Origin of the sequence: Pseudomonas sp. PA-6-3C, from assembly GCF_021605825.1 — a bacterium.
GTDB lineage: Bacteria > Pseudomonadota > Gammaproteobacteria > Pseudomonadales > Pseudomonadaceae > Aquipseudomonas > Aquipseudomonas edaphica.
In genome coordinates, this window is sequence record NZ_WKDV01000021.1 from 25165 (window position 1) to 39771 (window position 14607).

Below are 14607 nucleotides of genomic sequence, written 5' to 3' on the forward strand. Positions count from 1 at the left end.
TGAATGTGATATCGCTATCGCAGGCAAGCCAGCTCCCACAGGGGAACGCATTCCAACTGTGGGAGCTGGCTTGCCTGCGATGAGGCCCTAAAGGTCGCCCATGATCCGTCCGGCAAACCCGAACACCCGCCGCCCCCCGCTCAAATCCACCAACTCGATCTCGCGACTTTGCCCTGGCTCAAACCGCACTGCCGTGCCCGCCGGAATATTCAAACGCATGCCACGGCTGGCGGCGCGATCAAAGGTCAGCGCATCGTTGGTCTCGAAAAAATGGTAGTGCGAGCCCACCTGAATCGGCCGGTCGCCGCTGTTGGCCACGCTGAGGGTGACGGTGCGCCGGCCGACGTTGAGTTCGATGTCACCAGGCTGGATCTGATATTCACCAGGAATCATGCAGGTTGCCCCAGTGTCTTGAAATAGATGGCGGTCGGGGTGTAGCGCCCGTCCGGGCTTTGGCAGTAGTCGGGCAATTCACCTATCTTGGTGTAGCGCAGCGACTGGTAAAAGGCTTCGGCGCCGGAGCCGGCCTCGGTGTCCAGGTACAGCAGGCCGCGCTTGTGCTGGCGCGCGGCGAGTTCCAGGCTGTTCATCAGCTGTTGGCCCAGGCCATGGCGGCGGGCGCTGCTGTGTACCAGCAACTTTTGCACTTCGGCGCGGTTCAGGCCGTTGGCTTTCAGGCACAACGCCAGTTGCACGCTGGCGATCACTTGCTCATCGCGTACCACCACCCACAGCAGCAGGCTGCCCTCTTCGATACTTGCCTGCACGCCGCTCAAATAGGTGCGGGCCTGGGCGTCATCGAAGTCAGCCATAAAGCCGATTGAAGCGCCGTGCTTTACCGCGTCCAGCAACAGCTCAATCAAACCCAGGCGGTAATGGGCAAAACTTTCAGCATTGACTCGACGCAGTTGCGTAGCGCTCATCGATCTCACTCCTTGGGCGGTTCGGCGCCCGGATTCAATGTCAGTTGCATAAAGGTCAGGTCCAGCCAGCGGCCGAACTTGATGCCCACTTGCGGCATTTGCCCGGTGGTGATGAAACCCAGGCGCTCATGCAGGCGAATAGACGCCTGGTTGCCGCTTTCGATAGCCGCGACCATCACGTGCTTGCCGCAGGTTGCGGCGCGCTCGATCAGCGCTTGCATCAGCCGCGGGCCGAGGCCTTTGCCGCGTTGGTCATTGCGCACGTACACCGAGTGCTCAACGCTGTAGCGAAAACCTTCGAACGGGCGCCAATCGCCGAATGAGGCGTAGCCGGTGACTTCATCGTTTTCCACCGCCACCAGAATCGGATAGCCCTGGGTTTGACGCGCAGCGAACCAGGCCTGACGGTTGGCCAGGTCCACCGGTTGCTCGTTCCAGATGGCCGTGGTGTTGAGCACCGCATCGTTGTAGATGTCGCGGATCGCCGGCAGGTCTTGCTCGGTAGCATCACGAATCATGGCCGGGCCTCACGCGATTGGCTGGTGGACGGTCACCAGCTTGGTGCCATCGGGGAAGGTGGCTTCCACCTGGATATCCGGGATCATTTCCGGGATGCCTTCCATCACTTGCTCGCGGCTGAGCAGGGTGGTGCCGTAGTGCATCAACTCGGCCACGGTGCGGCCATCGCGGGCACCTTCCATCAGCGCGGCCGAGATATAGGCGATGGTTTCCGGGTAGTTGAGCTTCACACCCCGCGCCAAGCGGCGCTCGGCCACCAGGCCAGCAGTGAAGATCAGCAGTTTGTCTTTTTCCCGTGGGGTCAAATCCATGGTTCAAGGTCCTTCAAACAGCATTCATAAAAACACCGCAGATCCCCTGTGGAAACAGGCTTGTGTGGGAGCTGGCTTGCCTGCGATAGCGGTGTATCAGGCACACCGCCATCGCAGGCAAGCCAGCTCCCACATAAACTCAGTTCCACAGGTTGATCTTCATGTGCTCCAGATTCTGGGTGGAACCGCTTCTCGCCCAAGCACACTCGGACGTAACAATTTCCATAAATCAATCAGCCAACCCCGCGCCAGCAGCGCCTCACTGGCCAGGCAGCGGGCGACCAGCAAGCCGGGCAGTTGGGTCAGGTCGCCGCGAATCGCATGGGGCAGGGCGCGGCAGGTTTCCAATAATTGAGGGTCTATATCTCCGGTCAGCAACAGCGTGGCAAACACCGGTTGCCCGTCCAGTCCGATGGGCGAGTCGAGCAAACCGTCGGCGCCTACAATGCGCTGGCGCTCATGCCAGAGCAACTGGCCGTCGCGGCGAATATCCAGCTGCGATTGAAAGTGGCCCAGGTCAAAACGTTCACCACTGGCCGGGCGGCCAAGAGCGATCACGTCCCAGTAGAACAGCCGGGCATCGCCTTGCAGGTCGATGCGCGTGCTGAGTTCGGCCTGGGCAGCGCTGAACACGATGGTTTCCTGGGGCAGCCACTCCAGGGTCGCGCCAGCTTCCACGCTGAGGTCGAGTGTTTGATAGGCCGGGCCGCTGGCGCGATACCACTTGGCCGCACCGGGGCTGGTCAGTTGCGCCCATGCGCCTGCACCCACGTGTGCACTGATGTCCAGGCGGTCCCCGCCGGCTATCCCGCCGGGCGGGTGGACGATGATGTGCTGGCACACCTCGGGGCCTTCGGCGTACAAGTGCTTTTGCACCCGCAGCGGGCCGAGGTGGCGGCGCATTACCGGGCGCGTGGTGTCGCCGAAGCGCGCGTAGCCGAGTTCCAGCTCGGCATGCCAGCTGGGGGTGAACAGGGCAGGGGTAACGGGCAGGTTCATGTTTTTTACTTATCGTCAGGACACAACAGATTAAATCGTAACCAGCCCGCGCACACCCTCGCTTTCCATATTTTCACCTCGGCCCTGCTGCACGATTTCACCACGAGACATCACCAGGTACTGGTCGGCCAGTTCGGCGGCAAAGTCGTAGAACTGCTCCACCAAAAGGATCGCCATATCACCGCGCGCCGCGAGCTTTTTGATCACTGCACCGATCTCCTTGATGACTGACGGCTGGATGCCCTCGGTAGGCTCGTCGAGAATCAACAGGCGCGGGCGGCTGGCCAATGCGCGGCCAATTGCCAACTGCTGCTGTTGACCGCCGGACAGGTCGCCACCGCGCCGATGTTTCATCTGCAGCAATACGGGGAACAGTTCATAGATAAACGCCGGGACTTCCTTGGCTTCAGAGCCTGGGAAGCGCGAGAGCCCCATCAACAGGTTTTCTTCTACCGTCAGCCGTCCGAAAATCTCCCGGCCCTGGGGCACGTAGGCGATGCCCGCGTGTACGCGCTGGTGCGGTTTGAACCCGGTGATGGCCTTGCCTTCCCAATTCACCGCGCCGTCTTTGGCCGGCAGCAAACCCATCAGGCATTTAAGCAAGGTGGTCTTGCCCACGCCGTTACGGCCGAGCAGGCAGGTGACTTCGCCGATCTTCACGTCAAATGAGAGCCCGCGCAGGATGTGGCTACCACCGTAGTACTGGTGCAGCTTGTCGACTTGCAGCATGTTCAAAACCTCCTCAATTCCCCACTGAGGGAACTGGATCAAATGTGGGAGCTGGCTTGCCTGCGATGGCGGTGTATCAGGCTCACCGCTATCGCAGGCAAGCCAGCTCCCACATAAAGCGGTGCGCGTCAGCGACCGAGGTAAACCTCGATAACGCGCTCGTTTTCCTGCACCTGTGCAAGCGACCCTTCGGCCAGCACGCTGCCCTGGTGCAACACGGTCACGTGGTCGGCAATCGAACCGACAAACCCCATGTCGTGTTCCACCACCATCAGCGAATGCTTGCCCGCCAGGCGCTTGAACAGCTCGGCGGTGAACTCGGTTTCGGCGTCGGTCATGCCCGCCACCGGTTCATCCAGCAGCAACAGTTGCGGGTCTTGCATCAGCAGCATGCCGATTTCCAGGAACTGCTTCTGCCCGTGGGACAGCAACCCCGCCGGGCGCTGTGCCGAGGCGGTCAGGCGGATGGTATCGAGCACTTCCTCGATACGGTCTTTCTGCTCGCCGCTCAGGCGTGCGCGCAGGCTGGCCCATACCGACTTGTCAGTCTTTTGCGCCAGCTCCAGGTTTTCGAACACGCTCAGGGCTTCGAACACCGTGGGTTTCTGGAACTTGCGGCCAATGCCGGCCTGGGCGATCTGCACTTCGCTCATGCTGGTCAAGTCGAGAGTTTCGCCAAACCAGGCCTTGCCGTGGCTGGGGCGGGTCTTGCCGGTGATCACGTCCATCAGTGTGGTCTTGCCCGCGCCGTTGGGGCCGATGATGCAGCGCAGCTCGCCGACGCCGATATACAGGTTCAAGTCATTGAGCGCCTTGAAGCCATCGAAGCTGACGCTGATGTCTTCCAGGGTCAGGATGGTGCCGTGGCGTGTGTTCAGCCCCTTGCCGGCAGCCTGGCCGATACCGATGGCATCGCGGCCGCTGCCTGCATCGAAAATAGGTTCAAGCATGACGTTCCTCATTTCTTCAGCAGGCCGATGATGCCCTTGGGCAGGTACAGCGTGACGATGATGAACAGCGCCCCAAGGAAGAACAGCCAGTATTCCGGGAAAGCCACGGTGAACCAGCTCTTCATGCCATTGACCACACCGGCGCCCAGCAACGGCCCGATCAAGGTGCCGCGCCCGCCCAGGGCTACCCATACGGCGGCTTCGATAGAGTTGGTCGGCGACATTTCGCTGGGGTTGATAATGCCCACTTGCGGTACATACAACGCGCCTGCCAAACCACACAGCACCGCACTCAACACCCACACAAACAGCTTGAAGCCACGTGGGTCGTAGCCGCAGAACATCAGGCGGTTCTCGGCGTCACGCAATGCCGTCAGCACGCGGCCGAACTTGCTCTGCGCCAGGCGCCAGCCGGTGTACAAACTGGCGACCAGCAACAGTACGGTGGCCACAAACAGCACCGCCCGGGTGCCCGGCTCGGTGATGCCAAAGCCCAGAATGCTGCGAAAGTTTGTGAAGCCGTTATTGCCGCCAAACCCGGTTTCGTTGCGGAAAAACAGCAGCATTCCGGCAAAGGTCAACGCCTGGGTCATGATCGAGAAATACACGCCCTTGATCCGCGAACGAAAGGCGAAGAACCCGAATACCAACGCCAATAAACCGGGTGCCAATACCACCAGGCACATGGCCCAGAGGAAGTGCTCGGTGCCGACCCAATACCACGGCAATTCGGTCCACGACAAAAAGGTCATGAACGCCGGCAACTCATCGCCGGACGCCTGGCGCATCAGGTACATGCCCATCGCATAACCGCCGAGGGCAAAGAACAAACCGTGGCCGAGGGACAACATCCCCGCATAGCCCCACACCAGATCCAGCGCGAGGGCGACGATGGCGTAGCAGAGGATCTTGCCCACCAGCGTCAGGGTGTAGGCCGAGACGTAAAACGGATTTGCCGGCGACAGCAGCGAGCACAAAGGCAGCGCCAGCAGCAGGACCAAAATCACCGTACCCACCGCTATCGTGATCTTGGGGCCGGCCTTTTGCGCGGCGGTAAGCATCAATGGCTGGTTCATCAGTCGATCACCCGTCCTTTCAGTGCAAAGAGTCCTTGCGGGCGTTTCTGGATAAACAGAATGATCAGCGCGAGGATCAGGATCTTGCCGAGCACGGCGCCGATCTGCGGTTCAAGAATCTTGTTGGCGATGCCCAGCCCGAAGGCGGCCATCACGCTACCGGCCAACTGGCCGACGCCGCCGAGCACCACCACCAGGAACGAGTCGATGATGTAGCTCTGGCCCAGGTCCGGGCCGACGTTGCCGATCTGGCTCAGCGCCACACCACCCAGGCCCGCGATACCGGAGCCAAGGCCAAAGGCGAGCATGTCCACACGCCCGGTGGGCACGCCGCAGCAGGCGGCCATGTTGCGGTTCTGGGTGACGGCGCGCACGTTGAGGCCCAGGCGCGTCTTGTTCAGCAGCAGCCAGGTCAGCACTACCACGCACAGGGCAAAGGCGATGATCACGATGCGGTTGTACGGCAGCACCAGGTTGGGCAGCACTTGAATGCCGCCGGACAACCATTCGGGGTTGGCGACTTCGACGTTCTGCGCACCGAACACCAGGCGCACCAGCTGGATCAGCATCAGGCTGATGCCCCAGGTGGCCAGCAGGGTTTCCAGCGGCCGCCCGTAGAGGTGGCGAATCACCGTGCGCTCCAGCGCCATGCCAATCGCGGCAGTCACAAAGAAAGCCACCGGCAGCGCAATCAGCGGGTAGAACTCGATGGCCGACGGTACGTAGCGCTGCATCATCAACTGCACCACATACGTGGAGTAAGCGCCGAGCATCAGCATCTCGCCGTGGGCCATGTTGATCACGCCAAGCAGGCCGAAGGTGATCGCCAGGCCCAAGGCCGCGAGCAGCAGGATCGAACCCAAAGACATGCCACTGAAAGCCTGGCCGAGGATCTCGCCGAACATCAATTTGCGTTTGACCTGAGCCAGGCTGGTCTCGGCGGCGGTGTGCACGGCGGCATCGGTTTCGACACCGGGAGCCAGCAGCGCCTCAAGGCGTGTGCGCGCCAGCGGGTCACCGGTACTGCCTAGCAGGCGCACGGCGGCGAGGCGAATGACCGGGTCGGGGTCGACCAGTTGCAGGTTGGCCAGGGCCAGGCTCAACGCGGTGTGCACGGCCTCGTTGGTCTCGGCGGCCACTTGCTGGTCGAGGAATTTGAGCTGCGCAGGTTGTGCGCTTTTTTGCAGGGTTTGCGCAGCAGCGAGGCGCACCTTCGGGTCGGCGGCGAGCAGTTGCTGGCTGGCTTGCACGTTGTCGATCAAGCCGCGCAGGCGGTTGTTCAGGCGCACGGTTTTGGTTTCGCCGTTGACGTTAAGTTGGCCTTGTTGCAGCGCGTCCACCAGCTCGATGCGCGCCGGGTCGGGCTGGGCGGCCCAGTCCTGGAGCAGCTTGGCTTGTTGCATCGGGTTGGCGTTGATGAAGTCTTCGGCGTCGCTGGCGTGTGCGGCAAAGGGCAGCAACAGCAGGGCGGCGAGGATGAGGCGGTAAAGGGCAGTGGGCATAGTCTTGGGCCTTGCTCGAACAAATGTGGGAGCTGGCTTGCCTGCGATGGCGGTGTATCAGATACACCGAGTTGTCTGCATCGCAGGCAAGCCAGTTCCCACAGGGTGTGTGTCAGCCTTAAGGGCCGACACCCCTCGGATCAGTTGCTCTTCACGGCATAGTCCGGCTTTTTGTCATTACCCGGAATGTACGGGCTCCACGGTTGGGCGCGGATCGGCTTCTCGGTCTGCCATACCACCGAGAACTGCCCGTCGGCCTGGATTTCACCGATCATCACCGGCTTGTGCAGGTGGTGGTTGGTCTTGTCCATGGTCAGGGTGAAGCCCGACGGCGCGGCGAAGGTCTGGCCGGCCATGGCTTCACGGACTTTGTCGACATCGGTGGATTTGGCTTTCTCAACCGCCTGTGCCCACATATGGATGCCTACGTAGGTGGCTTCCATCGGGTCGTTGGTCACGGCTTTGTCCGCGCCTGGCAGGTTGTGGGCTTTGGCGTAGGCCTTCCAGTCCGCAACGAATTTCTTGTTCACCGGGTTCTCCACCGACTGGAAGTAGTTCCAGGCCGCGAGGTTGCCCACCAGTGGCTTGGTGTCGATGCCGCGCAGCTCTTCTTCACCCACCGAGAACGCCACCACCGGTACATCGGTAGCTTTCAAACCCTGGTTGGCCAGCTCCTTGTAGAACGGCACGTTGGAGTCGCCATTCACGGTGGAGATCACTGCGGTCTTGCCGCCGGCCGAGAACTTCTTGATGTTGGCGACGATGGTCTGGTAATCGCTATGGCCGAACGGGGTGTAGACCTCTTCAATATCTTTATCCGCTACGCCTTTGGAATGCAGGAACGAACGCAGGATCTTGTTGGTGGTGCGTGGGTACACATAATCGGTACCGAGCAGGAAGAAGCGCTTGGCGCCGCCACCTTCTTCGCTCATCAGGTATTCCACGGCCGGGATCGCCTGCTGGTTAGGCGCTGCACCGGTATAGAACACGTTCGGCGACATCTCTTCACCTTCGTATTGCACCGGATAGAACAGCAGGCCGTTGAGTTCTTCGAACACCGGCAATACCGATTTACGTGACACCGAGGTCCAGCAGCCAAACACCACGGCAACCTTGTCCTGGGTCAGCAACTGCCGGCCTTTTTCGGCAAACAGCGGCCAGTTCGACGCCGGGTCCACCACCACTGGCTCCAACATCTTGCCGTTCACACCGCCCTTGGCGTTGATCTCGTCGATGGTCATCAAGGCCATGTCTTTAAGCGAAGTTTCGGAGATTGCCATGGTGCCGGACAGCGAGTGCAGGATGCCGACCTTGATGGTCTCTGCGGCCTGGACGGTCCAGGTCAAACCCATGGCGGCAATGGATGCCGACAAAGTGAAAGCCTTGATCAAGCTACGACGCTTCATGGTGCGATCTCCGTAAACCGATAGTGTTGTGGGGCAGATACACAGGGCTTTGCAAAGGCTGTGCCTGCGCCGTGCAGTACCGGTTTCAGGGCGCTATGGCGCCAGTCGCTGTCGCATGGCGCACCAGTGTGGCGCCGCTAAAGCGGCCCCGTGCAGGGCAAGCCTCAAAACGGGGCATCGCGTGAGGGCGGACTTGTTGGGGTGCCTATTTGGCACCCCAGGTCGCCTGCCATTGCCGAAGATGGGCTTTATGGCCGCCAATCCTGGCGCCATGAAGCCTGTCATAGGAAGGTGATGCGATGGCACGAGTCAAACGTGGCTGGTTTGGGGCAGACCCCAAGCCAGAGGTGGAGTTGCCCCCGGTTGGGCCGGGGTTTGTCAGCATGGATGATGCGGCCCGGTATGCCCATCACCAGATGGGTGGCACGCAGGACACGGAGTATGGCGGGGTCATTATGCAAAGCCTGGCCGACGATCTGTTTTACGCGACCGACCCCATTGAGGGCGGCGAGAATTTTTTTGATGTGGGCACGGTTCTCAACGAGGACAGTAATAAGCGGCTCCTGCATCCCGAAGGCTATCGGTGCGTGGCGGAGTATCACTCGCACCCGGACTTTTTCACCCAGTACAAAAGCAACAACCCTGAGCTTTCAGATCGTCAGATCAAGGCGCTGAACAGCTTTTATTCCGAGCCTGACTTGATCGGCAATATTCTGGATCCGGTATTTTTCAGCGCCTTCTATGTGTCCGGCCCTGATGGTTCGTTGTTCAAGCACGTCCCCACCCGTTCGGAGGCCGAGCGGCGTTTTGCCGTGTGGCTGCGGGACAAGGAACCGTTCGGCAGGCCCGAAGGCTATGACGGTGTGGTGGAGAATCTATTCAAGAAAGTCGCCAGCGTCAGCCAGCTGTCGATTGTCGTGTCCAACGCCGTGTGGGGCGGCTCTACGGGAGAGGTGCCCCACACATGGACGCCCTACCGGGCCTTCAAAACCAAAACCCAGGAGCTGCCGCCCTGTGGCCCCGTGCAGGCGAGCCTCACCGATGCGCTCAGCCACGCTCGGGCGCGTCTTGCCGCTATGCCAGGGGCGGCCCAGTATGTGTTCCTGCTCAAGCATGATACCCAGGACTTGTATGGGGTGACCGAGCCTTCTGGCACGGTCGACCGCCAGCCCTCGGTGCAAGAGGTTTTTCCCAAGGACATGGATGGCAAACATCGCCTGCCTGCGCATTTTCACTTGATCGGTATTTGCCTGGGCAAGGCGGGCTATGCGGCATTGGCCCAGACCCGGCAACCATGGCTGTACCGCAATTTCTTTTCACCCCCGGAACTGGTCCGGCACCTTTACCAGGGGCGATTGGTGCCTGAACTGCTCAAGCAGTCCGGGCTGTCGATATTTCTGAACACCGAAGATGGCGCGGTGTTGCGCTACACCTGTTCATTCTCTGCTATCGAAGCGCAGCTTTATCGTGTTGAGCCTGATGGCGCGATTGTGGATAACCAAATCGATTCGACCTTGATCGCCGGCAGCCTCAAACCGAGTGAGTTCGTGCAGCGCCTGGCGGCGGCGGGACAATTGACGGTGCTCAAGGCCAGCGCTCCCGGCAAGGGCAGCCAACTCTGGGACAAAACCGGCACGGTCGAGGCGAACTGGCGACCCTTTTCTGGCATTCCCTTACCGGTGTTCAGTCCGGCCTTTATCACCGCCGATGATGCGGCGCGTTGGGCGCATGCGGTGATCGGCCAGCGTCGTGACATTGAGTATGGTGGTGTGATCTTCAAGCGCGGCAATCGCTTCTACGCCACAGATCCCATCGCAGGAGAGCGCGTTCAATTTGATCACGGGCGCATGTTGGCCCGTGACAGTGAGGGCAAGTTCATCGCCCCTGATGATTACCAGGCCGAGGCCTTTTACCACTCTCATCCCGCCGATGCTGAGGGCATCAAGCGCGCACTTCCACACTTCACGGCGGACCAGGTGCAGGTGTTCAACAACTTCTATTCCGGTGCCGATCAACTCTTCAGCTTTGAAAAAAGAACGTTCGCCAAAGTCCACTATTTGTCCGGGCCAGATGATGTGCTGCTCAAGTATGTCAGCAGTGGCTCGATCGCTGAAAAAACGCTGGACCTGCAACTGCGCGGCGGGCCGGGTGAAACCAGCAGTGATTTCGAGCATCCCATCCGGTTGCTGGCTGCGGCGGGTGAGTTGTGGACAGTGATTGCCAACCCGGTATGGGGAGGCGTTCGCGGGCGTATAAGCAACACATGGCGGATCAGAACGCCGGCGACCCCTGCACCGCAACAACCGTTTTTTACTCAGGTGTTTTCACGGCCTGAGCTTGCGGTGTTGCGTGCACTTTCGCTGGCGGGGAGCGAGGGCGGCCGGTGTGGCTTTGTACTCAAGCACTCCCGTGATGACGCGTATGTTGCGACGTTGGCACTGCCCAAGGGTGATCCACTGTTTTCGCCAAACCTGGTGTTTCCAAAACGCCCAGACGGCAAGCTGCGCTTGCCTTCGCAATTTCGGCTGGAAGCCATTTACTTCAGCAGTTGGTATGAGACCGGCGAAATTGCCGCCCGGGAAACCTGGCTGGCCAGTACGTTTTTCACCCCGGCGCAGGTGGTGGCCGCCACCCGTCAAGCGCGCGCAAGCCAGGACATCCAGAACCCGGCCCGTGGGTTGTCGCTGTACATGCTGGCCTCGGATTCATCGCTGTTGAGCTTCAGGGTGCCCGCAGCCACGAACACCACCGATCTGGTGCGGGAAACCGACACGGGCGAGCTAAACGATAACGGTGCTCAGGCGGCCATGCTCACCGGTACGTTGAGCCCTCGGGCTTACGTGCGCAGGGTTATTGCGGCGACGGACCTTTCGGTGGTGCAGGCCGGAGGATTGTGGCGCAAGGTCGGGAGGGTAGATAACCGCTCGAACCTGATAGAGTCGTTTTACAAGGCAACCCTTAGCCGTTCGTTTCTCTCGGCGCGCGATGCCGCGGTGTATGCCCATGAGCAAATCAACAACTGGCGTGGCGGCTACTACGGCGGTTATATACTCAAGGGCGAAGACGGCCGTTTTGTTATCACTGAGCCAGTGTCCAGTGCGGCCAACCCATTTGCCTTCACTCTGTTTTTTCCACGCGACGGTAACGGGCCGTTGATCCCGCCGGAGCCTTATGTGTTGCATGCTCGCTACGGTTCCCATACCGCTCTGTCGATGGTGAGCCCGTCCTGGGTTGCGCGGCGCGGCTGGACGCATGAGGAGGCGCAGATCAACCTGCAAGTGTTCTCCGATGATGAAATGTACTCGATCATTCCGGCCGGTCGCGTGGCGTACCTGTCGGGAGCCAGTGATTGCCTGTTGGAGTACACCCCAAATCATTCGGCGCAGGAACAGTTGCTGCTGGCCAATATCGGCCCGCAGGCTGGCGACAACAGCCTCGGCAAGCGCCTCGACAGCGGGCAGATCCGGCCGGCCGATTGGGTCCGTCGGCTGGCCGAGGCGGGGGACTTCAAGATCATCCTGGGCAACCCGTTATGGGGCCAGCGTTCGGTGGTCTACAACGACTGGACGCCTAACTATTCCTACGCACCAAGATCGGGCCCACCTGACTACACCACCTACGGTGCCGTATTTGCCAGTGCCGATGAGGCGGCCCGTAACCTGCACGGACGCGTGCATGCGCGCAACTTCGCGCAGGCGGCCTGTTTTGCTTTCATCCTCAAGCATAGGGACAAGGAGCAGTACATTGCCAGCGAGGTAGTGGGCGTTGTCAGTGAGAGCGAACTGTTCAATCTCAACAGCCTGTTTGAACTTAAGCCCGAGGGGGGTTACCAGCTACCCGATGGTTTTATATTGCACGGGCTGTTTCGCTCGCAGCAATGGTCACGTGCCGGGCAAAATACGTCGAACGCCTGGTTGACGCTGTTTTTTGTCACGCCAACAGTATTGTTCTCTGCTCTTTTTGCCGCTATTCGGAGTGGCCCGAGCAACCTGTCGGTGTACTTTTCCACCCTTGATGGCGCGCTGTTGCGGTATGAGCCCCCGCGGCTTGACGTCAAAAGTGGCGGCCCGGCAGATACATTGCTGACGCAGGCGCAGCAAGCATTGGACTCCGGCGAGAAGACACCCCAGAGCTTCCTCAGTGAGTGGGCGCTGAAGGGAATGCTGCATGTGGTACGTACCAGCCAGTTCTGGGATAAAAAAGGTCAGGTCGCCCCTAGCTGGAGCAGTTACGCAACCCTGACACCGCGGCGTTTAAGCCCCTGCTTCGCGAGTGCCGACGATGCAGCCCGCTATGCAGCTGCCAGGGTGAACAACGGATACTATCGGCGTTTTGCCGGGGTGATACTCAGGCTGGGAAATGGTCTGTTTGTCTCGACTGAACCACTGGCGCTTCCACCTCAAGGGTTGGCATTACACTGGATATACCCGGATCGGGCTGCTGATTTAGCGCTTTACCCTCAGAACAGTACGATTGTTGCGCGCTATCGTTCTTTGATAGATCAAGAGGGGCCGTTGTTGTTATCCGTCGCCCAAAAAGCCATCTATAAAACCATGATACCGACTGCGGTATTGTCAAACCTGTTGCGTCGTGAGGCCCACCTTAACCGTGAATATGTGTTTGGCCCCAGTGGCTCGATCCTCAGTTACCACCTGTCGGGCTCTGCCGAGGAGGAGCGACTCAAGGATCGTCTCGCGCCACTTAACAAGGTCAAGGGTGATTACGGTGACAACAGTATTGAGCAGCAACTTCGCAGTGGCACGCTCTCGCCGCAGGACTTCATCACCGAGGTGGTGAAAGCCGGCAATCTGAGCGTGATAGAAGGCGATGGGGTATGGGGTCCGCCCAGAAAGTTGGCGGGGGATTTTGTGGCGAATATACCGCCAACCCATCCTGGGGATATTCGCGCTGTGTTCATGGACGCGCCCTGCAGCCCGATTTTCACCCGGGCGGTCGATGCCGTTCGTTACGCTCAACGCCTATGGAAGCCTCAAACCGAAGTGGCCTTCGGTTACGTACTCAAGTCGGCTAACAAACCGTTCTATAAGGCAACCCTGGCGCTTGTCAGAGACGACTTTGCTGATTTTAAACAGGTCTTTATCGACGGCCAATTGCCACAGGGCTATGTGTTTGATGGTTTGTATCTCTGTGCTTCGACCGTGGCCATCGCCGGTAGCAATGATGAAATGGCGCGCAGTTTTTTCCCGCCCCAGTACATCGCCAAGGCACTCAACGTTGTCACCTATGCACGTAACGGCAGTGCTCCGACGCTGTATCTGTTGTGCAGCGACGGTGCGCTGCTCACGTATGAGTTTCCCAAAACGGCGCCGTTGTACCCATGGACGAGCAAGGCACATATCGAACGCACACAATTGCTCGATGCCTCCCTTACGGTACGTGATTATGTGCGCCGCCTTGCGGGCGCGGGGAAGTTGTACATTCGGGTGACCAGTGAGGTCTGGGGTAAGAAAGAGAGGGTCACTGAGCATTGGGAGCCGAATAAAGCGCCTCATGCTTTCGCCGACGATCCGCATTTTCATTCGTTCTGCGGCCCGCTGTTTACTTACACCGATGATGCGGCCCGCTATGCACAAGGCTTGGTTGCACCGTTCAAGGGCAAGCAGTACCTGGGCGCTGTGCTGGTGCCGGGGCAAACGCCGGGGTACGTCGCGCTCGACCCGGTGGAAGATCAGGGTACGGGAAGTACAAGTACCCTGGAATTGTTGTTCTGGGCTGATCATGCCGGATTTGATGTACCGCCTGAAAATACACTGAGTACCTACAAAATCGCCGCTGTGCAGGCGTTCTATAAAGCCATTGCGTCGACGTCCAGCTTTGAAGCGATAGATAAAGAACTCTTGGGTAACTTCGTTGCCAAGGACGATCTTCACGACTACGTGTCGGTAGCCAGGGCGAATGCCCCTGACGCCGAGAGTTGTTATCTGTCCTGCCGCAATGGTGCGCTGCTCAAGTACGTACCGGCGTTTACGGCATCTGAAGACCGATTGCTTGCCCCGGGTATGGCACCAGTGCCCCGTGTGTTCGTCGCGCGATTGCGAACCTTGGGCAAATTGTCAGTGCTGGTCACCGATGCCTTCTGGAGAGTTGCAGGGCCATTGGGTGAGGAGTGGAGCGAGGCAGAGCCGGAACCCGAAGAGTTCTGGTATGAACGGAATCGGGACGAACTCTGAG

General features: G+C 59.8%; 11 protein-coding genes. 1 reads left to right on the forward strand and 10 read right to left on the reverse strand.

Going from position 1 to position 14607, the window contains the following annotated elements; all coding sequences use genetic code 11:
• Positions 1 to 87: 87 nt before the first annotated feature.
• The 10 genes from GIW48_RS15630 to urtA form a co-directional block, all read right to left on the reverse strand.
• Positions 88 to 393, reverse strand: coding sequence for an urease subunit beta (locus tag GIW48_RS15630; protein ID WP_012721964.1), 306 nt, complete (start codon positions 391 to 393; stop codon positions 88 to 90).
• Positions 390 to 923, reverse strand: a complete 534-nt coding sequence (locus GIW48_RS15635) for a GNAT family N-acetyltransferase (protein WP_099548118.1) — start codon at positions 921 to 923, stop codon at positions 390 to 392. The genes GIW48_RS15630 and GIW48_RS15635 overlap by 4 nt, the downstream gene beginning before the upstream one ends.
• Before the next feature lie 5 nt (positions 924 to 928).
• Entirely contained in the window at positions 929 to 1441 is a 513-nt protein-coding gene (locus tag GIW48_RS15640) for a GNAT family N-acetyltransferase (protein ID WP_017136778.1), read from the reverse strand.
• A 9-nt stretch (positions 1442 to 1450) separates the two neighbouring features.
• Positions 1451 to 1753, reverse strand: coding sequence for an urease subunit gamma (gene ureA, locus GIW48_RS15645; RefSeq protein ID WP_017136777.1), 303 nt, complete (start codon positions 1751 to 1753; stop codon positions 1451 to 1453).
• 159 nt (positions 1754 to 1912) lie between these two features.
• Positions 1913 to 2752, reverse strand: coding sequence for an urease accessory protein UreD (locus GIW48_RS15650; RefSeq protein ID WP_186617998.1), 840 nt, complete (start codon positions 2750 to 2752; stop codon positions 1913 to 1915).
• A gap of 30 nt (positions 2753 to 2782) precedes the next feature.
• Complete coding sequence (gene urtE / locus GIW48_RS15655) at positions 2783 to 3481, reverse strand: urea ABC transporter ATP-binding subunit UrtE (protein ID WP_065930636.1); 699 nt, start codon at positions 3479 to 3481, stop codon at positions 2783 to 2785.
• 128 nt (positions 3482 to 3609) lie between these two features.
• On the reverse strand, positions 3610 to 4443 hold the full coding sequence (gene urtD / locus GIW48_RS15660) for an urea ABC transporter ATP-binding protein UrtD (RefSeq protein WP_170040326.1): 834 nt from the start codon (positions 4441 to 4443) through the stop codon (positions 3610 to 3612).
• Complete coding sequence (urtC, locus tag GIW48_RS15665) at positions 4440 to 5507, reverse strand: urea ABC transporter permease subunit UrtC (RefSeq protein ID WP_138450633.1); 1068 nt, start codon at positions 5505 to 5507, stop codon at positions 4440 to 4442. Before urtC ends, urtD begins: the two co-directional genes overlap by 4 nt.
• Positions 5507 to 7009, reverse strand: a complete 1503-nt coding sequence (urtB, locus tag GIW48_RS15670; RefSeq protein WP_099548121.1) for an urea ABC transporter permease subunit UrtB — start codon at positions 7007 to 7009, stop codon at positions 5507 to 5509. The genes urtC and urtB overlap by 1 nt, the downstream gene beginning before the upstream one ends.
• A 140-nt stretch (positions 7010 to 7149) precedes the next feature.
• On the reverse strand, positions 7150 to 8415 hold the full coding sequence (gene urtA / locus GIW48_RS15675; RefSeq protein WP_017136771.1) for an urea ABC transporter substrate-binding protein: 1266 nt from the start codon (positions 8413 to 8415) through the stop codon (positions 7150 to 7152).
• Positions 8416 to 8714: 299 nt separating this feature from the next.
• Between urtA and GIW48_RS15680 the strand changes: the two genes are divergently transcribed.
• Positions 8715 to 14606, forward strand: a complete 5892-nt coding sequence (locus GIW48_RS15680; protein WP_236460610.1) for a DUF4329 domain-containing protein — start codon at positions 8715 to 8717, stop codon at positions 14604 to 14606.
• The last annotated feature ends 1 nt before the right edge of the window (position 14607 follow it).

Excerpts from the sequence above, each read along its gene's own strand:
- GIW48_RS15630 (WP_012721964.1), bottom strand. The coding sequence starts at position 393 with ATGATTCCTGGTGAATATCAGATCCAGCCTGGTGACATCGAACTCAAC.
- GIW48_RS15635 (WP_099548118.1), bottom strand. The coding sequence starts at position 923 with ATGAGCGCTACGCAACTGCGTCGAGTCAATGCTGAAAGTTTTGCCCAT.
- GIW48_RS15640 (WP_017136778.1), bottom strand. The coding sequence starts at position 1,441 with ATGATTCGTGATGCTACCGAGCAAGACCTGCCGGCGATCCGCGACATC.
- ureA (WP_017136777.1), bottom strand. The coding sequence starts at position 1,753 with ATGGATTTGACCCCACGGGAAAAAGACAAACTGCTGATCTTCACTGCT.
- GIW48_RS15650 (WP_186617998.1), bottom strand. The coding sequence starts at position 2,752 with ATGAACCTGCCCGTTACCCCTGCCCTGTTCACCCCCAGCTGGCATGCC.
- urtE (WP_065930636.1), bottom strand. The coding sequence starts at position 3,481 with ATGCTGCAAGTCGACAAGCTGCACCAGTACTACGGTGGTAGCCACATC.
- urtD (WP_170040326.1), bottom strand. The coding sequence starts at position 4,443 with ATGAGGAACGTCATGCTTGAACCTATTTTCGATGCAGGCAGCGGCCGC.
- urtC (WP_138450633.1), bottom strand. The coding sequence starts at position 5,507 with ATGAACCAGCCATTGATGCTTACCGCCGCGCAAAAGGCCGGCCCCAAG.
- urtB (WP_099548121.1), bottom strand. The coding sequence starts at position 7,009 with ATGCCCACTGCCCTTTACCGCCTCATCCTCGCCGCCCTGCTGTTGCTG.
- urtA (WP_017136771.1), bottom strand. The coding sequence starts at position 8,415 with ATGAAGCGTCGTAGCTTGATCAAGGCTTTCACTTTGTCGGCATCCATT.
- GIW48_RS15680 (WP_236460610.1), top strand. The coding sequence starts at position 8,715 with ATGGCACGAGTCAAACGTGGCTGGTTTGGGGCAGACCCCAAGCCAGAG.